19 protein-coding genes and 1 riboswitch are annotated in these 20,485 nt (G+C 39.2%); of the genes, 14 read left to right on the top strand and 5 right to left on the bottom strand.

Annotated elements, in window-relative coordinates; all coding sequences use genetic code 11:
- Window positions 1-171 precede the first annotated feature (171 nt).
- Window positions 172-1,716, top strand: a complete 1,545-nt coding sequence (locus HMPREF2619_RS06320) for a peptide chain release factor 3 (protein WP_070460122.1) — start codon at window positions 172-174, stop codon at window positions 1,714-1,716.
- A 631-nt stretch (window positions 1,717-2,347) separates the two neighbouring features.
- Here the strand turns inward: HMPREF2619_RS06320 and HMPREF2619_RS06315 are convergent.
- From HMPREF2619_RS06315 to trkA, 3 genes are all read right to left on the bottom strand, one after another.
- Window positions 2,348-3,040, bottom strand: coding sequence for a CPBP family intramembrane glutamic endopeptidase (locus HMPREF2619_RS06315; RefSeq protein ID WP_070460117.1), 693 nt, complete (start codon window positions 3,038-3,040; stop codon window positions 2,348-2,350).
- A gap of 856 nt (window positions 3,041-3,896) precedes the next feature.
- Complete coding sequence (locus HMPREF2619_RS06305; RefSeq protein ID WP_060955348.1) at window positions 3,897-5,336, bottom strand: TrkH family potassium uptake protein; 1,440 nt, start codon at window positions 5,334-5,336, stop codon at window positions 3,897-3,899.
- 3 nt (window positions 5,337-5,339) lie between these two features.
- Entirely contained in the window at window positions 5,340-6,689 is a 1,350-nt protein-coding gene (trkA, locus tag HMPREF2619_RS06300) for a Trk system potassium transporter TrkA (protein ID WP_000691699.1), read from the bottom strand.
- Window positions 6,690-7,082: 393 nt separating this feature from the next.
- On the opposite strand from trkA, the gene HMPREF2619_RS06295 reads away from it, so the two are divergent.
- The 13 genes from HMPREF2619_RS06295 (at window position 7,083) to HMPREF2619_RS06230 (ending at window position 17,798) form a co-directional block, all read left to right on the top strand.
- Window positions 7,083-7,586 (top strand): tRNA (cytidine(34)-2'-O)-methyltransferase, encoded by a 504-nt coding sequence (locus HMPREF2619_RS06295; protein WP_061862723.1) that lies wholly within the window; start codon window positions 7,083-7,085, stop codon window positions 7,584-7,586.
- Between the two features lie 48 nt (window positions 7,587-7,634).
- Window positions 7,635-7,869, top strand: a riboswitch (FMN riboswitch).
- Window positions 7,870-8,032: 163 nt separating this feature from the next.
- On the top strand, window positions 8,033-8,596 hold the full coding sequence (locus HMPREF2619_RS06290; protein WP_000185852.1) for an ECF transporter S component: 564 nt from the start codon (window positions 8,033-8,035) through the stop codon (window positions 8,594-8,596).
- Entirely contained in the window at window positions 8,586-9,236 is a 651-nt protein-coding gene (locus HMPREF2619_RS06285; protein WP_070460114.1) for a phosphatase PAP2 family protein, read from the top strand. The genes HMPREF2619_RS06290 and HMPREF2619_RS06285 overlap by 11 nt, the downstream gene beginning before the upstream one ends.
- Before the next feature lie 26 nt (window positions 9,237-9,262).
- Window positions 9,263-9,682 carry a ParB/RepB/Spo0J family partition protein gene (locus HMPREF2619_RS06280; RefSeq protein ID WP_070460111.1) on the top strand — a complete coding sequence of 140 codons (420 nt, stop codon included), beginning with the start codon at window positions 9,263-9,265 and terminating at the stop codon, window positions 9,680-9,682.
- On the top strand, window positions 9,657-10,139 hold the full coding sequence (locus tag HMPREF2619_RS06275; RefSeq protein ID WP_070460274.1) for a GNAT family N-acetyltransferase: 483 nt from the start codon (window positions 9,657-9,659) through the stop codon (window positions 10,137-10,139). Before HMPREF2619_RS06280 ends, HMPREF2619_RS06275 begins: the two co-directional genes overlap by 26 nt.
- 194 nt (window positions 10,140-10,333) lie before the next feature.
- The gene (gene rplK / locus HMPREF2619_RS06270; RefSeq protein ID WP_001085808.1) at window positions 10,334-10,759 is read left to right on the top strand and encodes a 50S ribosomal protein L11; all 426 of its coding nucleotides are present in this window, start codon (window positions 10,334-10,336) and stop codon (window positions 10,757-10,759) included.
- Window positions 10,760-10,855: 96 nt separating this feature from the next.
- A complete protein-coding gene (gene rplA / locus HMPREF2619_RS06265) occupies window positions 10,856-11,545 on the top strand; it encodes a 50S ribosomal protein L1 (protein WP_070460108.1) in 690 nt (229 codons plus the stop codon).
- A gap of 211 nt (window positions 11,546-11,756) precedes the next feature.
- Window positions 11,757-13,457 (top strand): acetolactate synthase large subunit, encoded by a 1,701-nt coding sequence (locus HMPREF2619_RS06260; RefSeq protein WP_070460105.1) that lies wholly within the window; start codon window positions 11,757-11,759, stop codon window positions 13,455-13,457.
- A complete protein-coding gene (gene ilvN / locus HMPREF2619_RS06255; protein ID WP_070460102.1) occupies window positions 13,450-13,926 on the top strand; it encodes an acetolactate synthase small subunit in 477 nt (158 codons plus the stop codon). Before HMPREF2619_RS06260 ends, ilvN begins: the two co-directional genes overlap by 8 nt.
- A 218-nt stretch (window positions 13,927-14,144) precedes the next feature.
- Window positions 14,145-15,167 carry a ketol-acid reductoisomerase gene (gene ilvC, locus HMPREF2619_RS06245; RefSeq protein WP_000290683.1) on the top strand — a complete coding sequence of 341 codons (1,023 nt, stop codon included), beginning with the start codon at window positions 14,145-14,147 and terminating at the stop codon, window positions 15,165-15,167.
- Window positions 15,168-15,247: 80 nt separating this feature from the next.
- Window positions 15,248-16,498, top strand: coding sequence for a threonine ammonia-lyase IlvA (ilvA, locus tag HMPREF2619_RS06240; RefSeq protein ID WP_045763620.1), 1,251 nt, complete (start codon window positions 15,248-15,250; stop codon window positions 16,496-16,498).
- An 82-nt stretch (window positions 16,499-16,580) separates the two neighbouring features.
- Entirely contained in the window at window positions 16,581-17,477 is an 897-nt protein-coding gene (locus tag HMPREF2619_RS06235; protein WP_000243418.1) for an SPFH domain-containing protein, read from the top strand.
- A gap of 105 nt (window positions 17,478-17,582) precedes the next feature.
- Window positions 17,583-17,798, top strand: coding sequence for a capsule biosynthesis transcriptional regulator (locus tag HMPREF2619_RS06230; RefSeq protein WP_001140700.1), 216 nt, complete (start codon window positions 17,583-17,585; stop codon window positions 17,796-17,798).
- A gap of 362 nt (window positions 17,799-18,160) precedes the next feature.
- On the opposite strand, the gene HMPREF2619_RS06225 is transcribed toward HMPREF2619_RS06230, so the two are convergent.
- Together HMPREF2619_RS06225 and HMPREF2619_RS06220 are read right to left on the bottom strand one after the other, a co-directional pair.
- Window positions 18,161-18,901, bottom strand: coding sequence for an amino acid ABC transporter ATP-binding protein (locus tag HMPREF2619_RS06225; protein WP_070460098.1), 741 nt, complete (start codon window positions 18,899-18,901; stop codon window positions 18,161-18,163).
- Window positions 18,901-20,466, bottom strand: a complete 1,566-nt coding sequence (locus tag HMPREF2619_RS06220; protein ID WP_045763619.1) for an ABC transporter substrate-binding protein/permease — start codon at window positions 20,464-20,466, stop codon at window positions 18,901-18,903. The genes HMPREF2619_RS06225 and HMPREF2619_RS06220 overlap by 1 nt, the downstream gene beginning before the upstream one ends.
- Window positions 20,467-20,485 lie beyond the last annotated feature (19 nt).

Here is a 20,485-nt window from a genome sequence, read left to right as displayed (position 1 = left end):
AAAGAATCTGAAGAGCAGGTCTACTATCTTGACCTGCTTTTTCTTGTGTAAGCAATTGAAAAACTCCCTAAAATCCGATATAATGGAGTGTTGAAAGGAATGTTAGAGTCCGATGTAACAAAGAACGATTATAAATTGAAATTATTAAAAAAGTAGAAAGAAAGAGAACTTATGAACATTCAAGAAGAAATTAAAAAACGCCGTACCTTTGCCATCATCTCTCACCCGGACGCGGGTAAAACGACTATTACAGAGCAATTGCTATATTTTGGGGGAGAGATTCGTGAGGCAGGTACTGTAAAAGGAAAGAAAACAGGAAACTTTGCCAAGTCTGACTGGATGGATATAGAGAAACAACGTGGGATTTCGGTAACGTCATCTGTGATGCAATTTGACTACGAAGGCAAACGCGTGAACATCCTAGATACTCCAGGGCACGAGGATTTCTCAGAAGATACCTATCGTACATTGATGGCGGTGGATGCGGCTGTCATGGTTGTGGACTCTGCCAAGGGTATCGAGGCCCAAACCAAAAAGTTATTTGAGGTTGTCAAACACCGTGGAATTCCAGTCTTTACCTTTATGAACAAGTTAGACCGAGACGGTCGTGAGCCACTGGATCTCTTGCAAGAATTGGAAGAAGTTCTAGGTATTGCGAGCTACCCGATGAACTGGCCAATCGGGATGGGGAAAGCCTTTGAAGGCTTGTATGACCTCTATAACCAACGTTTGGAACTCTACAAAGGGGATGAACGTTTTGCCAGCCTAGAAGATGGCGATAAACTCTTTGCTAGCAACCCTTTCTATGAGCAAGTCAAGGATGACATCGAGCTCTTGCAAGAAGCTGGAAATGAATTCTCAGAAGAAGCCATCCTTGCGGGTGAATTGACTCCGGTATTCTTTGGATCAGCCTTGACTAATTTTGGTGTGCAGACTTTCTTAGAAACCTTCCTCAAGTTTGCTCCAGAACCACACGGTCATAAGAAGACAGATGGAGAAATTGTCGATCCTTACGACAAAGACTTCTCAGGATTTGTCTTTAAAATTCAAGCCAACATGGACCCTCGTCACCGTGACCGTATCGCCTTTGTCCGTATCGTATCGGGTGAATTCGAGCGTGGTATGAGTGTTAATCTCCCTCGTACTGGTAAGGGAGCTAAGCTGTCAAATGTTACTCAGTTTATGGCTGAAAGTCGTGAGAATGTCACTAATGCCGTAGCTGGAGATATCATCGGGGTTTACGATACCGGTACTTATCAGGTTGGGGATACACTAACTGTTGGAAAAAATAAGTTTGAGTTTGAACCACTGCCAACCTTTACACCTGAGATTTTCATGAAAGTTTCTGCTAAGAACGTCATGAAGCAAAAATCTTTCCACAAGGGAATTGAGCAATTGGTGCAAGAAGGAGCTATTCAGCTTTATACCAACTACCAAACAGGTGAATACATGTTGGGTGCCGTTGGTCAATTGCAGTTTGAAGTCTTCAAACACCGTATGGAAAATGAGTACAATGCAGAAGTGGTTATGAGCCCAATGGGTAAAAAGACGGTTCGCTGGATCAAACCTGAAGATCTGGATGAGCGTATGTCTTCAAGTCGAAATATCTTGGCTAAAGACCGCTTTGACCAGCCTGTATTCCTTTTTGAAAACGACTTTGCCCTCCGATGGTTTGCAGATAAGTATCCGGATGTAGAGTTAGAGGAAAAGATGTGATTCAGTAAGTCTACTTGATTGCAAAGCAATCTAAGTAGACTACGGCAAGTTCTATAAGACTTGCCTAACTGCCTCACTAACTTAGTTTTACAAATGGAATCGATTTGTAAAACTAAGTGTCGTAATCTAATAAACGGCAAACACTATGGCGGATTACAAAAACGCTTCACTAGGCAAAGTCCACGAATGGTATCGATTCGTGGGCTTTTCTGTCGTAACAGAAAGGAAGCGGACTAGCTACCTGTCTTACTAACTGCGTTTGGCAAATAAAATCGATTTGTAAAACTCAGTGTTGTAGTAAAAAAGTACTTGCTTTGGAACCTTAAATCTATTGAAAAAGGCCAAGAAAAATATCTTCTTGGCTTTTCTTGTAGGCTGGTTTTAACAAAATTCCTAAACTCTGCCCTGGTGAGGGACGGAGTTTAGGAGGTCTTTTAGGTCGCTAATCGGTAAATAACTTCAGTATAGATATCCATTTTTAAACTTTATAAAATTTATGCATAAAAATATTTTTAAAATTTTTTAAGATGGTAGAAAAAATGAATTTTTCCGAGATAAAGTGCTGCTTGAAACAAAAAAATCCCTTAGACCAGGACGATTGATCCAGCCTAAAGGAATGGATAATTGGGTATTAGATACCGAAATTTTTCATAAAAATTGTGAAGAGTGCCAGTAAGATGAAGCTGATACTATTAAGTAACATATGGACCGAGATAGACATTTCCAAACGTCTGGTACGATAAGCAGTCCAAGTGAGGACGACTGACATCCAACCATAAATCAAGAAGGAAGGGAGATTAGAAGGCATATGTGCAAGGAGGAAGATTAGCCAACCAATGACATAGCCAAACTTTTCGTAGCCTTGGAAGAGTTTGGTAGGAATAATCCCGCGACAAATGATTTCTTCACAAATAGGTGCGATTAAAACGATGAGGAAGAAACTGCTAATCAGAGAGCTTTCAGAAACAAGGTTGTTAATTACTTGTTGATTAGCAGTTGTTGTTTGCTTCACGAGTTGTAACCAGATTCCACCCACAAGATTTCCAACATAAATAACTAGATAGCTTAAGACAATGCGAGGAAGATCGTTAATGGTGAGAAGTTTAGATTTTAAATCCAGCAACTTGTTCTTATGGGCTCCGTATAAAAAGATAGCAAGTACAAGAATCGAAATAAGGGACACAAGAATTGTTGACCAGATTGGATTAAACTGAATTTTAGTTAGTATAGCTAGAGTTAGCATAGGAGTCTGAGATAGAAAGATAGCTACTAACAAAATCCCAAACCAAGCGAGTCGCTTACGAAAATCTTTAAAAAAGTTCATTGATGTATCTCCTAAAATTTTTTTTTAATTATAACATAATTATTGCAAGGATTCTATTTGTTACCATAAGAGGAAGGTACAAACGACAAATAGAATATCCCGAATCAAATGACTGTAGAATGACACCTCTTCTCTTAAGTTTTTTGGAAATAAAAAACTGAGAAATAAAGCGCCAAGGCCAATATAAAAAGCGATGGATAAAATGGTGATTGGATTACGTAGGAAGATTAAAATGGAAATGATAATGATGGAAAATCTCACTTCCTTGCTACTGGAATTTTTTTGCAACCTTCTCCATTTTTTTAAGGGGAGAAAGGTAATAAGATCAACTCCAAAGAGAAAAAAGAAGGAGGGGAGGATGAGTTCTACAGCTTCCTTTTGAAGTAAGTTGACAGTAACGATAGTATCTGATAGAACCAGTCCAACCCCGCAGAGGTTGACCACAATCATCATACTATAAAATAAAAAGATAAAGCGACTCCTATCAATCAGTCTATCTCTTTTCAGGTTATGACTAGATAAATAATGCATAAAGGCACAAGACCCAGATAAGCCCAATAAAGTCAGTAGAAAATAAAAACAGGATTGTTTGAGGGCCAGAGAGGTTCCAGACCAAAAGATACAACTACAAAATGCCAGTTGGATTAAGGCAAAGAACAAGAGTAGTCGAATTGATTTTATGACTTTTTCCATAAAGTATCCCCTATATTTTTTTCTTATTATAGCTAAAAGATAGGAGAGAAAAATCCTTAAATTCCCAATTGTCGATTTTTAGAGCTGTCTTGTCTTTTGAAACTAAAAAATCCCCCTTCAAGGGTTCCTTGAAGAGGAGAGATAGGGTGTAAAGTTGATTGTTCTAACGTTTAGACCAAGTTCGCTTCATAAAGAGCAGTATGATTGGATAGATTTCAAGACGTCCTGCAATCATTGCAAAGGATAGTAGAAGTTTTGAAAATGGACTAAAAATTGAGAAACTTGCAGTTGTTCCTAAAATAGGACCGATATTGTTAAAACAACTGAAAACAGCACTCGTGACAACCATTAAATTATTGGTATCTAAACTGACGATGAAAATCAAACTGAGTAGAATCATGATATAAACCACAAAATACTTCAGGATCTTGTGCTGGGTATCCTTATCAATAACCGTTTGATTAACCTGAAGGGTTAACACACGGTGAGGTGATATGGTAGACAAGACTTGATTTTTAGCAATTTTAGACAGGATGACTCCACGGATGATCTTGAGACCACCAGCGGTAGAACCAGCAGAACCACCGATTGCCATCAGCATTAGCAAGATGTATTGAGAGAACAAAGGCCAGTTCGTGATATCTCCATATCCAAAACCGGTAGTGGTAATGATGTTAGATACTTGGAAGAAGGCCATCTCAAAGCTTTGAGAAACTCCGCTATAGAGGTGGAGCGTGTTGAGTGTGATTAGACCAGTAGATATAGCCACAATCAAGAGATATGCTCGGAGTTCTTCATCAAAAAAGAATTCCTTGATACGACGGAGCATGAGGTAGTAGTAGAGATTGAAATTGACACCAAACATCAAAACCCCGACACTTGTCAGATAGGTAATGAGAGAACTGTGATAGTGGGCAATTCCGTCATTATAAACAGTAAAGCCACCAGTACCAGCAGTACCCATAGCGATAACAAAACTATCGTAGAGTGGCATCCCAGCAAGGTAATAAATAACCACAAAGAGGGCGAACATAGCGAGATATAGGATGTAAAGGATTTGGGCTGTATTTTTTAGTTTAGACACAACCTTGCCAAATACTGGTCCTGGGACCTCAGCCTTCATAACTTCTAAGTGACTATTTTTAGCATTGTCCATTATAGCTAGGGCAAAAACCAGCACCCCCATACCTCCGATGAGGTGGGTAAAACTCCTCCAAAATAGAAGAGAACGACTTAAGACAGAAACATCATTTAAAATGGTTGCTCCCGTTGTTGTGAAGCCAGAACTAATCTCAAAGAAGGCGTCTATCATATTGGGAATTTGCCCTGAAAAGACAAAGGGAAGGGCACCAAAGAATGACCAGAGGATCCAACAGAGGGCTACAATTAAGACCCCTTCTTTTGCATAGATTCGCTGTTTTTTAGGCTTGCTGATGATGCCGAGAAGACCTAGCACAACAAGGATTCCGATGGTAGAGAAAAGTGCTGTAAAAACTTGACTCGATTCTCGATAATAAAGAGCAATGCTAACTGGAACTAAGAGTAGACCAGCCTCGATCAAGAGTAGCTTTGCAAGAAGAAATCGTACCATACTTCTATTCATAGCTTACCTCTCTAACAGATCATAAATCTTGGTGATATTTGATAGTAGTGTGATGACAACTAACTTATCACCGACTTGAAGGCTATCTTCACCTGTTGGGAAGATTGTTTTTCCGTTGCGGATAATAGCAGCAATTAAAATATCTTTTTTGAGTTTCAATTGAGACAAGGGTTTGCCAGTCATTTTATTGGCTTCCTTGATGAGAAATTGAAGAGTCTCAATATGTCCATTTGCAAGGTGGTGCATCGCTTGAAGATCTGAATATTGGGCATTGGCACGACCGTGGATAAAGTGCATGATAGTATCTACAGCGATGGTTTTTGGTGTGATAATACTAGAAAACTCAGGTGCATGGATAATCTCTAAAAGGCTAGTTCGATTGACCTTGGTGATGTTTTTCTGAACACCAACACTATCTAAGAACATAGATGTAATAATGTTTTCTTCGTCAACGCCAGTTAGAGTTGCGACAGCATCGTAGTGTTGGGCGCTTTCTTCTAGGAGGATATCTTTTGCGGTTCCATCACCTTGCACAATATAGAGTTTTGGATATTTTTGACTGAAAAATGCTGCACGATCTGGATTAAGCTCAATGACCTTGGTATCAATACGGCTATCTTTCAAAATACCAACAAGGTAGTAAGCGATTTTTCCAGCTCCAATAATGAGTAAACTTTTAACGACACGAGATTTGACATAGTTATGAAAAAGCATCATGTCTACACGGTTACCTGTAACAAAGATCCGATCCTTATCTTGGAGGACCATATCCCCACTTGGAATCATGAGCTTATGATCGCGCTCAATGGCACAAACGATAACATTACCAAACTTTTTACGGAAATCAGCAATAGACATCTGACAAATATTACTATCAATTCGAACCTTGAATTCCATCAAACTAACCAAACCACCTGCAAAACGCTCAACAGAAAGAGCATTTGGGAAATCGATGATATTAGCGATAGCACGAGCTGCAAGGAGTTCTGGATTGACAATAAGAGAAAATCCGAGAATATTTTTTTCTTTAAAGTAAGGGTTGGAATACTCAGGATTGCGGACACGGACGATGGTTTCTTTAGCCCCCATCTTTTTAGCTAAGACAGCAGAGACCATATTGACCTCATCATACTGAGTCATAGCGATGAAAATATCGCAGTCTTGAACATTGGCAGCTTCTAGCATGGCAAAGTCAGCCCCATTACCAGCAATTCCAATAATATCAAAACGGCTTGTCATATAATTAAGAACCGTTTCGTTCTGTTCAATTAAGACAACATCATGATTGTCAGCGACAAGTGAACGACAAAGGGCAGAACCAACTTTCCCCCCTCCGACAAGAATAATCTTCATATTAAATAACCTACTTTTTCAATATGTATCTATCATACTCTTTTTTAGAATAAAATGCACTCGGCAACCGACTCTTTTCATTATTAGGGTAGAAAATTGTCCCACTGATAATCTTACTTGTTAAAAATTTAAGATATAAATCAGCTATTTTCGTGTAATTCTAATGAATACATAAGCATTTTAAGCTAATGTAAATATGTTTGTAAAAAAATTGAAAAAATCAAGTCATTTCTATTGACATTCAAGCTGAAAGTGATATACTAAAACAGTAGTTTCGCTGATTTACTTCAAACCTGTTGTGAGGTAAGTTAACGATGCCTTAACCACGCTGTTTGCTGAGCTTGACTCCGAGCAGTGTGGCTATTTTTTTGCACTAGTGAGAGGAAACAAGGCATGGCAAATCATATTGTATTATTTGAACCCCAGATTCCACAAAATACGGGTAATATTGCTCGTACTTGCGCAGCAACGAATGCGCCCCTTCATATTATCAAACCGATGGGTTTTCCTATTGATGATCGTAAGATGAAGCGGGCAGGTCTAGATTATTGGGACAAGCTTGAGATTCATTTTTATGATAGCTTGGCTGATTTTATGGAAAAAATGGATGGTCATCTCTACCTGATTTCCAAGTTTGCAGAAAAAGTCTATTCAGATGCAGATTTCACGACAGAAGGAGATCATTATTTTCTCTTTGGGCGTGAAGATAAGGGCTTGCCTGAGGAATTTATGCGTGAGCATCCAGAAAAGTCTCTCAGAATTCCGATGAATGATGAACATGTTCGTAGCCTGAATGTATCTAATACAGTATGTATGATTGTCTATGAGGCTCTCCGACAACAAAACTTTGTGGGCCTCGAACTGGTTCACACTTATGAAACAGATAAATTGAAATAAACACTTAGATAAAATGCTTGCGCTTGCAAGCTTTTTTTGTTATCATAAAGGGGTCTTCAGGGCTGGGTGAGATTCCCGACCGGCGGTGACTTTTACTCGGAAATGTTCTTTTCCTTTTATACTTTGTTGCCAAGCTTTGCCTAACCAAAAGTTATGCCTACAGCTTGTCGCCTAGTCTAAAAGAAAAATCTCCATTTCCTTACTCTAAAAGAAGTCCGCGAGCGCAAGCTGATGTGGTGAGATTCCACAACCGACAGTATAGTCTGGATGGGAGAAGACGAAAGAATGGCTTTGTCTATTCTAATTGATTTTTTATAGGTAAATTGCAACCGCTTGCTTAAACAGAGTGAGGGGAAACTTTTGGAATTTAAAAATAAAAATAGAGGGTAGATAGAGGAATCCTTTCCAACTTCTTCTGATTTTATAGAAAATTGGAGGAACCTGTTATGACAAACACACGTCGACTTTCGACCATTGCAATTCTATCAGCGCTTTCATTTGTGTTGATGTACTTTGACTTTCCGCTTTTGCCAGCGGCATCCTTTTTGAGGATTGAGTTCAGTATTTTACCGGTCCTTGTGGGTTTGGTAGTCTTGGATTTACCAGCAGCTTTTGGAGTGCTTTTCCTTCGGTCCTTGTTGAAAATTCTTTTGAACAATCAAGGGGTTAGTACCTATATTGGTTTACCGATGAATATTGTTGCCTTGGGAGTCTTTGTGCTTGCTTTTGGTTTGATTTGGAAAAAAGAGCGAACAACCATGCGTTTCGTCCTAGCTTCACTAGCTGGTACGCTTGGTTTGACTCTAGCTATGCTAGTTCTGAACTACGTCTATGCTGTTCCTTTGTACGCTAAGTTTGCTAATTTTGATATTGAGAAAATCTTAGGATTGAGCAACTACCTGATGACTATGGTCTTGCCTTTTAATCTGATTGAAGGTATTATCTTTGCCATCTCTTTCTGGTTGTTGTTTGTCCTTTTGAAACCAACTTTAAAATACTATGAAAGATAAACAAACATATTTGATGAAGGGCTCTTTTGCCCTTTTGCTTTTTGTAATTTTAGGTTATATTGTCAAGTTTTACCCTAATATGCTGATTGGCTTTGATCAACCAATCCAGACTGCTATTCGAGGTGACTTACCTGCTTCCTTGACCGTTCTTTTCAGAACAATCACACATTTAATTGATATCCCAGTCATTATCACTTGGGTTCTCATTGTAGCTTTTATTTTTTACCGTAAGCAATGGAAACTGGAAAGTTATCTCATGCTGGGGAATTTGACTTTAGCTGGAATCTTAATCGTAACCTTTAAAAATATCTACCAACGACCTAGACCAGAAATAGTACATCTAGTAGAGGAAAAAGGTTTTTCTTTTCCTAGTGGACATTCTCTGGCAGTAACGATTATGGTTGGAACTTTGATTGTGATTTTGAGCCAACGGATTAAGAATACAACTTGGAGAAAAGTAGTGCAAATCTTGCTAAGTCTATATCTCGTTAGTGTATTGGTATCCAGGGTCTATCTGGGAGTTCACTACCCATCAGATGTGATTGCTAGCCTTTGTGTAGGCCTAGGAGTTTTGTTTATGGAGTTTCCTTTCTACGATAAACTGCGTTTTCAATGGCGCTTCAAAGGAAAGCAGAAGTAGGAATTGCCCCTTCTTGAGGAGATAAAATGGAAGTCAACATAAAAGATCTTCATCCGACTCAACTATACTTATCAGAAAAGAAGTTACAAGATATCCAGATGCTTTATCAGTCGAAAGAAAAGCCCAATATCAATCCAATTAGCGTTCTTGCATTTGGAAATTGCTTCTTGATTACAGATGGCCATCACAGGGCTTATCAGGCTTTGTTGCTAGGTCAGGATACAATTTCTGCTGAGTTTGATAGAGATGGAGGTGACGAACTATATCATCTCTATGCGCAAGCTTGTGAGAAAAGAAAGATATACTCTGTTCTTGATTTAAAAAATCATATCTTACCTCAAGATGATTATGAAGCAAAATGGTATAACTGGTGTGATGGTTTTAATCAAGCAGCGGAGCTAGTATTAGGAGTAGAAAATGATGACAAAAATCATTCAGATAGATGATTCCTTACGTTTAGTTCCCTATTTTTTAGCAGATCATCAGGATGCAGCTTTGGCCTGGTATCAAGATGTGGATTTGGTAGAACTTGTAGACGGCATTAGAATACCCTATAGTTCGGAAAAATTAAATGCTATGTATTCCTATTTAGAAAGACACGGGGATTTGTTCTGGATTGAGTTTCGAGAAAATGGAGAGTGGCTTCCAATTGGGGATGTAACCTTATCTCAGGAGAATCTTCCTATTGTGATTGGCAATCCGACTTATCAACATCAGGGACTTGGACGTAAGGTATTGAAGACTTTGATTGATCTAGCTCGGCAAAAGGAGTGGAAACAATTGAACGTTCAAGAAATTTACACTTTCAATCGGATTTCTAGAAGATGTTTTGAGTCTATTGGATTTGTGGAAAGTGGTGCTACTGAAAAGGGCTTGAGTTTTGTACTGACTTTGAGCGAATGAATTCTTTCCATCATGGTAGAAGATTTTGAAGATTAATTGCACCAAAAAAAGGTGTAACATAAAGAAATATCAAAAATAAAAATTTCTCTTGCAATTTTTTTAAAATAGTGTATAATAGATGGGTATGTGTAAAACATACTTGTGGGAGGTAAAAATCTTAAATTACCGCCAAAACCACAAAGGAGGATTTAAAAATGGCTAAAAAAGTCGAAAAACTTGTAAAATTGCAAATCCCTGCTGGTAAAGCTACACCAGCTCCACCGGTTGGACCTGCTCTTGGTCAAGCTGGTATCAACATCATGGGATTCACAAAAGAGTTCAACGCTCGTACTGCTGACCAAGCTGGTATGATCATTCCAGTTGTTATCTCAGTATACGAAGACAAATCATTTACTTTCGTTACAAAAACACCACCAGCTGCTGTTCTTTTGAAAAAAGCTGCAGGTGTTGAAAAAGGATCAGGTACACCTAACAAAACTAAGGTTGCTACAGTTACTCGTGCACAAGTACAAGAAATTGCAGAAACTAAAATGCCAGATTTGAACGCTGCAAACATTGAGTCTGCAATGCGTATGATCGAAGGTACTGCTCGTTCTATGGGATTCACTGTTGTTGACTAATCAATAACATCCCTATATAACCCGCAAGACTTCATCATTTCGAGAAGTGACGTGGGAGATGAAAATCGATTGAACCACTTACAAGGAGAATAGAAAATGGCTAAAAAAAGCAAACAACTTCGTGCTGCTCTTGAGAAGATCGACAGCACAAAAGCATACAGCGTAGAAGAAGCTGTAGCTCTTGCAAAAGTAACTAACTTTGCAAAATTTGATGCAACTGTAGAAGTTGCTTACAACTTGAACATTGACGTTAAAAAAGCTGACCAACAAATCCGTGGAGCAATGGTATTGCCAAACGGTACTGGTAAAACAGCTCGCGTTCTTGTATTTGCACGTGGTGCAAAAGCTGAAGAAGCAAAAGCTGCTGGTGCAGACTTTGTTGGTGAAGATGACCTTGTTGCTAAAATCAACGACGGTTGGTTGGACTTCGATGTAGTTATCGCTACACCTGACATGATGGCTCTTGTTGGACGTCTTGGACGTGTCCTTGGACCTCGTAACTTGATGCCAAACCCTAAAACTGGTACTGTAACAATGGATGTTGCTAAAGCAGTTGAAGAGTCTAAAGGTGGTAAAATCACTTACCGTGCAGACCGTGCAGGTATCGTACAAGCGATCATCGGTAAAGTTTCATTTGAAGCTGACAAGTTGGTTGAAAACTTCAAAGCATTCAACGAAACAATCCAAAAAGCTAAACCAGCTACTGCTAAAGGAACTTATGTAACAAGCTTGACAATCACAACTACTCAAGGTGTTGGTATCAAGGTTGACGTTAACTCACTTTAATTAGTAATAATTTAACATGAAAGGTTGAAGACAGATCTGTCTCAACCTTTTTTCTGTTAAAAAATATAAATACGTATAAACTTTCTAATTCATTTAATATTGTAAAATATCTAGATAGAAAATTCAGAAAATTTGCTCTTTTCTCTTGAAAATTTTTGAAAAAATGGTATCATAGTAACAAGCTATTTTTAAGAGAAGAGAAAGGGGAACGATGGAGAAAATCATTTTAGACTCACCTAAGTCGGGATCGGATCTTGTTTTGGAAACACTTCGCGACTTAGGAATCGACACGATTTTTGGTTATCCTGGTGGAGCAGTACTTCCTTTATATGATGCTATTTATAATTTTAAGGGAATCCGCCATATTCTAGGTCGCCATGAGCAGGGCTGTCTTCACGAAGCTGAAGGTTATGCTAAGTCAACAGGAAAACTGGGTGTTGCAGTCGTCACAAGCGGACCAGGAGCTACAAATGCCATTACAGGGATCGCAGATGCTATGAGCGATAGTGTTCCCCTTTTGGTCTTCACAGGACAAGTTGCAAGAGCGGGAATCGGTAAGGATGCTTTTCAAGAAGCTGATATCGTTGGTATCACCATGCCAATCACTAAGTACAATTATCAGGTTCGAGAAACTGCGGATATTCCGCGAATTATTACAGAAGCTGTGCATATTGCGACTACAGGTCGTCCAGGGCCAGTCGTCATTGACCTACCAAAAGATGTTTCTGCGCTTGAGACAGACTTCATTTACTCTCCAGAGATAGATTTACCAAGTTATCAGCCAACACTTGAGCCAAATGATATGCAAATCAAGAAGATCTTGAAGCAACTCTCTAAGGCTAAGAAGCCAGTTTTGTTAGCTGGTGGTGGAATTAGCTATGCTGAGGCTGCAGCAGAGTTAAATGAATTTGCAGAGCGTTATCAAATACCAGTTGTGACAAGTCTTTTGGGACAGGGAACAATTGCAACTAGCCATCCACTTTTTTTGGGAATGGGCGGAATGCATGGTTCCTTTGCAGCAAATATTGCCATGACTGAGGCTGATTTTATGATTTCTATTGGTTGTCGCTTTGATGACCGTTTGACTGGAAATCCTAAAACCTTTGCTAAGAATGCAAAAGTAGCGCATATTGATATCGATCCTGCAGAGATTGGTAAGATTATCGCAGTTGATATTCCAGTTGTCGGTGATGCGAAAAAGGCTTTGCAGCAGTTACTAGCTGAGCCAAACGTTCGTAACAATACTGAAAAGTGGATTGAGAAAGTTACCAAAGATAAGAATCGTGTTCGTTCTTATGATAAGAAAGAACGTGTGGTTCAACCTCAAGCAGTTATTGAACGCGTCGGTGAGTTGACCAATGGCGATGCCATTGTCGTAACAGACGTTGGACAACACCAAATGTGGACGGCTCAATATTATCCTTACCAAAACGAGCGTCAATTGGTAACATCAGGTGGTCTAGGAACCATGGGATTCGGAGTCCCAGCAGCTATTGGTGCTAAGATTGCTAATCCAGATAAAGAAGTTGTTCTCTTTGTCGGAGATGGCGGTTTCCAGATGACCAATCAGGAATTGGCAATCTTAAATATTTACAAGATTCCAATCAAGGTCATCATGCTTAATAACCATTCACTCGGGATGGTTCGCCAGTGGCAAGAAGCCTTCTATGATGGTCGAACTTCAGAGTCGGTCTTTGATAGCCTTCCAGATTTCCAATTGATGGCTCAAGCCTATGGAATTAAGAATTATAAGTTTGATAATCCTGAAACTCTTGAGAAGGATTTGGAAGTCATCATGGAAGATGAACCAATGTTTATTGAAGTAGACATTTCTCGGAAAGAACATGTTTTACCGATGGTACCAGCTGGTAAGAGTAATCATGAGATGTTGGGGGTGAAGTTTAATGCGTAGAATGTTAACAGCCAAACTTCAAAACCGTTCAGGTGTTCTCAATCGCTTCACAGGAGTCTTATCGAGACGCCAAGTCAATATCGAAAGCATTTCTGTTGGCGCAACTGAAAATCCAAATGTGTCACGGATTACCATTATCATCGATGTTGCCTCAAATGACGAGGTGGAGCAAATCATCAAACAACTTAATCGTCAGATTGATGTAATTCGTATTCGTGATATTACGGATCAGCCCCACTTAGAACGAGAAGTAATTCTTATAAAGGTTTCAGCGCCTGCTGAAAAACGTGCAGAAATTTTGGCTATTATCCAACCTTTCCGTGCAACAGTAGTCGATGTAGCTCCAAGTTCCATTACCATTCAGATGACTGGGAATGCAGAAAAGAGTGAAGCTTTGATTCGAGTCATTCGACCTTACGGTATAAAGAATATCGCTCGTACGGGTGCAACTGGATTTACCCGCGACTAATACTCTTCGTAAATCTCTTCAAACTACGTTAGCGTTGCTTTGCCGTAGGTATATGTTACTGACTTCGTCAGTCTTATTTACAACCTCAAAGCAGTGCTTTGAGCAACCTACAGCTAGCTTCCTAGTTTGCTCTTTGATTTTCATTGAGTAAAAGAATCCAACTTAAATTTGTTAAACTAGCCTAACAGGCAATAAAAATAGAAAAGAGAGAAAAAACTATGGCAGTTCAAATGGAATACGAAAAAGATGTAAAAGTAGCAGCACTTGACGGTAAAAAAATCGCCGTTATTGGTTATGGTTCACAAGGACATGCGCACGCTCAAAACTTGCGTGATTCAGGTCGCGATGTGATCATCGGTGTACGTCCAGGTAAATCTTTTGATAAAGCAAAAGAAGATGGTTTTGACACTTACACAGTAGCAGAAGCAACTAAATTGGCTGATGTTATCATGATCTTGGCACCAGATGAAATCCAACAAGAATTGTACGAAGCAGAAATTGCTCCAAACTTGGAAGCTGGAAATGCAGTTGGATTTGCTCATGGTTTCAACATTCACTTCGAATTCATCAAAGTTCCTGCAGATGTTGATGTCTTTATGTGTGCTCCTAAAGGACCAGGACACTTGGTACGTCGTACTTACGAAGAAGGATTTGGTGTTCCAGCTCTTTATGCAGTATACCAAGATGCAACAGGAAATGCTAAAAACATCGCTATGGACTGGTGTAAAGGTGTTGGCGCAGCGCGTGTAGGTCTTCTTGAAACAACATACAAAGAAGAAACTGAAGAAGATTTGTTTGGTGAACAAGCAGTTCTTTGTGGTGGTTTGACTGCTCTTATCGAAGCTGGTTTTGAAGTCTTGACTGAAGCTGGTTATGCTCCAGAATTGGCTTACTTTGAAGTTCTTCACGAAATGAAATTGATCGTTGACTTGATCTATGAAGGTGGATTCAAGAAAATGCGTCAATCAATTTCAAACACTGCTGAATATGGTGACTACGTTTCAGGACCACGTGTAATCACTGAACAAGTTAAAGAAAACATGAAAGCAGTTCTTGCGGACATCCAAAATGGTAAATTCGCCAACGACTTTGTAAATGACTACAAAGCTGGACGTCCAAAATTGACTGCCTACCGTGAACAAGCAGCTAACCTTGAAATTGAAAAAGTTGGTGCAGAATTGCGTAAAGCAATGCCATTTGTCGGTAAAAACGACGATGATGCATTCAAAATCTACAACTAATTTTTAAGAATATAAACAGAAGGCGAGTTGGGGGGAACCTAACTCGCTTTTTATCTTGAAAACTCATCTAGGAGGAGATTATGCTAAGTGCAAAAGATGTGGTGAAAGCCCACAAGGTTTTGAGTGGTGTAGTAGCCAATACTCCACTTGACTACGATCATTATTTATCCGAAAAATACGGAGCGAAAATTTATCTTAAGAAGGAAAATGCTCAACGTGTCCGTTCTTTTAAAATTCGTGGAGCTTATTATGCTATCTCGCAATTGACAAAAGAGGAACGTGAACGTGGTGTAGTGTGTGCTTCAGCGGGAAATCACGCTCAAGGAGTTGCCTACACATGTAATGAGATGAAGATTCCTGCAACAATCTTTATGCCAATTACGACACCTCAACAAAAAATTGGTCAGGTTCGTTTTTTTGGTGGTGATTTTGTAACCATTAAATTAGTAGGGGATACTTTTGATGCTTCAGCCAAGGCTGCTCAAGACTTTACCGTAGCTGAAAATCGTACTTTTATTGATCCCTTTGATGATCCCTATGTTCAAGCTGGTCAGGGGACAGTAGCCTATGAAATTTTAGAAGAAGCTCGTAAAGAATCTATTGAATTTGATACTGTCTTGGTACCCGTAGGAGGCGGAGGTCTCATTTCAGGTGTTTCTACTTATATTAAAGAAACAAATCCTCAGATTGAGGTCATTGGAGTAGAGGCTGAAGGTGCTCGTTCTATGAAGGCAGCCTTTGAAGCTGGGGGACCGGTTAAACTTAAAGAAATTGATAAGTTTGCGGATGGGATTGCCGTGCAAAAGGTAGGGCAGTTGACCTATGAAGCAACACGCAAACATGTAGAAACTCTTATCGGAGTGGATGAAGGTTTGATTTCTGAGACCTTAATTGATCTCTACTCTAAACAAGGTATCGTAGCAGAACCTGCGGGTGCTGCTAGTGTTGCAGCTCTAGAAGTATTATCCGATTATATTAAGGGCAAGACCATTTGTTGTATCATCTCTGGAGGGAATAATGACATCAACCGTATGCCAGAGATGGAAGAACGTGCCTTGATTTATGATGGTATCAAGCATTACTTTGTAGTGAATTTCCCACAACGTCCGGGAGCACTTCGAGAGTTTGTAAATGATATCTTAGGACCTCATGATGATATTACTCGTTTTGAATATATCAAACGAGCTAGCAAGGGTACTGGTCCAGTACTAATAGGGATTGCACTTGCTGATAAACATGATTATGCGGGATTGATTCACCGGATGGAAAAATTCGACCCATCTTATATTAACTTAAATGGGAATGAAACCCTATATAATATGCTTGTTTAATATGCTATGAAATTTTTATCATATTATTTGCCTAACCTATTTACTAGTGCTATAATGTAAGTGAAGAAAGGGGGAGATTCCCATGGTTTTAAAAGTTATACTTGTTCTAATTATTCTAATGCTTATTGTAGGAGCTATATTAATGAGTTCAATCTATGTTGTTCGACAACAATCAGTAGCTATCATTGAACGATTTGGTAAGTATCAAAAATTGAGCAATAGTGGTATTCACCTAAGAGCACCATTTGGGATTGATAAAATTGCAGCTCGTGTACAACTGCGTCTCTTGCAAAGTGAAATCGTTGTGGAAACCAAGACTCAAGATAACGTATTTGTGACGATGAATGTTGCGACACAGTACCGAGTAAATGAACAAAATGTTACAGATGCTTACTATAAACTAATGAGACCTGAGGCTCAAATCAAATCTTATATTGAAGACGCATTGCGCTCATCAGTTCCTAAGTTAACTTTGGATGAATTGTTTGAGAAAAAGGATGAAATTGCATTAGAAGTTCAAAAACAAGTAGCGGAAGAAATGTCAACGTATGGGTACATTATCGTCAAAACGCTCATTACCAAAGTAGAGCCGGATGCGGAAGTCAAGCAATCGATGAATGAAATCAATGCTGCTCAACGTAAGAGAGTAGCAGCACAAGAATTGGCCGAAGCAGATAAAATTAAGATCGTAACAGCGGCCGAAGCAGAGGCAGAAAAGGATCGCTTACATGGTGTGGGGATCGCAGAGCAACGAAAAGCAATTGTTGATGGACTTGCTGATTCTATTAAAGAGTTAAAAGGAGCCAATGTTGAATTAACTGAAGAGCAAATCATGTCAATCTTGTTAACTAACCAGTATTTAGATACATTGAATAATTTTGCAGAAAAACAAGGTAATAATACAATTTTCTTACCAGCAAATCCTAACGGAGTTGAAGATATACGAACCCATATATTATCGGCTTTGAAAGCTAAGTAAATGTAATCTTAACGTCTTATTTGATTGGATATATGTTTTTTTATTGACAAATGCCATAAAAACGTATACAATTAAATATCGTAAAGAATAAAATAGGAGAAAAACATGGCTAAGACTAACTTTGAAAAAGTAGAATCAGTTGTTAGCTGGGTTCGTGATAAGAAGATCACTGGTTATCGTATTTCTAAAGAAACGAATGCACGTGAAATGTCTATCATTGCTCTAGCTCAAGGACGTGCAAAAGTTAAAAATATTTCCTTTGAAACAGCCCTTGGATTAATTGATTTCTATGAAAAAAATCATGAAAAATTTGAAGATTAATCTTTGGATACAAGCAGACTCTAATTAGGGTCTGCTTTTATTTATGGAACGGCGAAATAGCCATGCTATGACCTACTAAACAAATCTATCTGTTAGAATGAACTAGGTTGACAGTAGAGGAGTGATCTCACTCACTCATGAAAATCAAATATAAGATTAGGAATAGAGTTACAAGCATTACTTGCTCAGGAAATAGAAGAAGGGATAAAAGTGATTTTAAAGTATATAAAAAGAGGTCGGGATAAAAAACTCCGACCTTGATTTTTATATTCTTATGTTCATGAGCCTTTGACTCAATGTTGATTTGGGATTGAATAGGAAAACAACTCTTGGTTGAAGAGGTTTATTCAACCGCTTTTGTCTTAACCTAAATAGCGTTGTAAAAATTCTCTTGTACGTTCCTCTTTAGGATTTGTAAATAAATCTTCAGGTTTGCCTTCTTCTGCAATAACACCTTTGTCCATAAAGATGACACGGTGTGATACGTCACGAGCAAATTCCATTTCGTGGGTTACAACGATCATTGTCAAGCCTTCTTGAGCTAGTTCTTGCATGATTTTTAGAACTTCACCGACCATTTCAGGATCAAGGGCTGAAGTTGGTTCATCAAAGAGAATGGCATCAGGGTTCATAGAAAGTGCGCGAGCAATGGCGACACGTTGCTTTTGACCACCTGAAAGTTGCTTAGGTTTAGCTTGCAAGTAGCGCTCTCCCATTCCAACTTTTTCAAGGTTTTCTTTAGCAATTTTCTCTGCTTCTGATCGTTCACGTTTGAGGACAGTTGTCTGTGCAACAATCGTATTTTCAAGAACGTTGAGATTTTCAAAGAGGTTAAAGGATTGGAAAACCATGCCTAGTTTTTCACGATAGTGAGTGAGGTTATACCCTTTTTCAAGGACGTTTTCACCGTGATAAAGGATCTCACCTTCAGTTGGTGTTTCGAGAAGGTTGATAGAACGTAGGAAAGTTGATTTACCACTACCGGAACTACCGATGATAGAAATCACTTCTCCTTTATGAATAGTGAGAGAGATGTCTTTTAGGACCTCGTTTTGCCCGTAGGATTTTTTGAGGTGTTTGATTTCAAGGATTGGTTGACTCATTATTTCAAATCCTCCGTTTGCATTTGGTTAGCACCTGTCGTGTAGGTATCCATATCCATACGTTTTTCGATGAAGCGTAGGATACGCGTTACTGTGAAGGTGAGGACAAAGTAGATAACTGCGATGATGGTAAAGGTTTGGAAGTACTGGTAGGTTTGTGTTGCTACTGTGTTTCCTGAGAAGTAAAGTTCTACAACAGAGATAACGTTCAATACAGAAGTATCCTTGATGTTGATGACGAACTCATTACCAGTTGCTGGTAGAATATTTCGAACAACTTGAGGCAAAACAATCTTACGCATGGTCTGGTTATGAGTCATACCAAGTGCAGTTGCCGCTTCAAATTGTCCCTTATCAACAGCCAGAATACCACCACGGACGATTTCAGTCATGTAGGCACCAGTGTTGATCGAAACGATAAAGATAGCAGCTAGCGTACGGTCTAGGTTGATCCCGAAAGCTTGAGCAGTTCCATAGTAGATAACCATAGATTGTACAATCATAGGTGTTCCACGGAAAATTTCAATATAGATATTGAGAATCCAACCGATTAGTTTTTGGATACCAAAGATAAATTGGTTTTCAGATAGAGGTGCTGTACGGAAGACACCGATAGCAAGACCGATAGCGAGACCAACGATGGTACCGATAATTGAAATGAGAAGGGTAATACCAGCACCACGCAAGAGTTGTTGCCAGTTTTCAGTCAGAATTTTAGCGACTTGGCCAAAGAAATTACTGTTGCTTTCTTCAGTCGTTGTAGATTCTGCTGGTTGCTCTTTAATCATACGATCCATGAGCGCAACTTGTTCATCTTTAGAAATGGTTTCGATACTGGCATTGATTTGGCTGATACGGTCATCATCTTTACGAAGTCCAATAGCGATAGAGGTATCTTCTTCACCAGTTTTAAAACCAGGTTCAGGCTGAATCATTTTGAACTTAGCGTTTGCTGATTCGGCGGTGAGAGCTTCTGGTCGTTCAGAAACATAGGCATCAATGACACCAGCTTCAAGAGCTTGACGCATTTGGGCAAAATCTCCCATGGCAGTTTCCTTCTGAGCGCCTGAGATTTGTGAAATTAAGTCATAAAGGTAAACACCTTGTTGAGAAGTGATTTTTGCTCCGCTAAAGTCCTCTAGTGATTTGGCGTTTGCATAGGCAGAATCCTTTTTAACCAAAAGTACTGGTTCGCTAGTATAGTAGCTGCTTGAAAATGCAATTTCTTGTTTGCGTTCAGCAGTTGGGCTCATACCTGCAATGATCATATCAATCTTACCAGAAGTAAGGGCTGGAACAAGTCCTTCCCACTTGGTTTTAACAACCAAGGGCTCTTTGCCTAGGTCCTTAGCAATCTTTTTAGCTATTTGGACGTCGTAACCATTAGCATATTGGTTGGTTCCATCGATTTTTACAGCGCCGTTACTGTCGTCATCTTGAGTCCAGTTAAAGGGTGCGTAGGCTGCCTCCATACCGATGCGTAAATATTCATCGGCTTGGACCTGGCTAACTAGTCCTAAAGTAAGGGCTAGGCTAGCAAGGATAGTTAAGCATAATTTTTTCATGATTTCTCCTATTTCTAGT

Source organism: Streptococcus sp. HMSC074B11, assembly GCF_001808705.1.
Taxonomy (GTDB): Bacteria; Bacillota; Bacilli; order Lactobacillales; family Streptococcaceae; genus Streptococcus.
The sequence above is the reverse complement of the archived record's forward strand: the minus strand, read 5'-3'. Positions and strand labels throughout refer to the sequence as shown.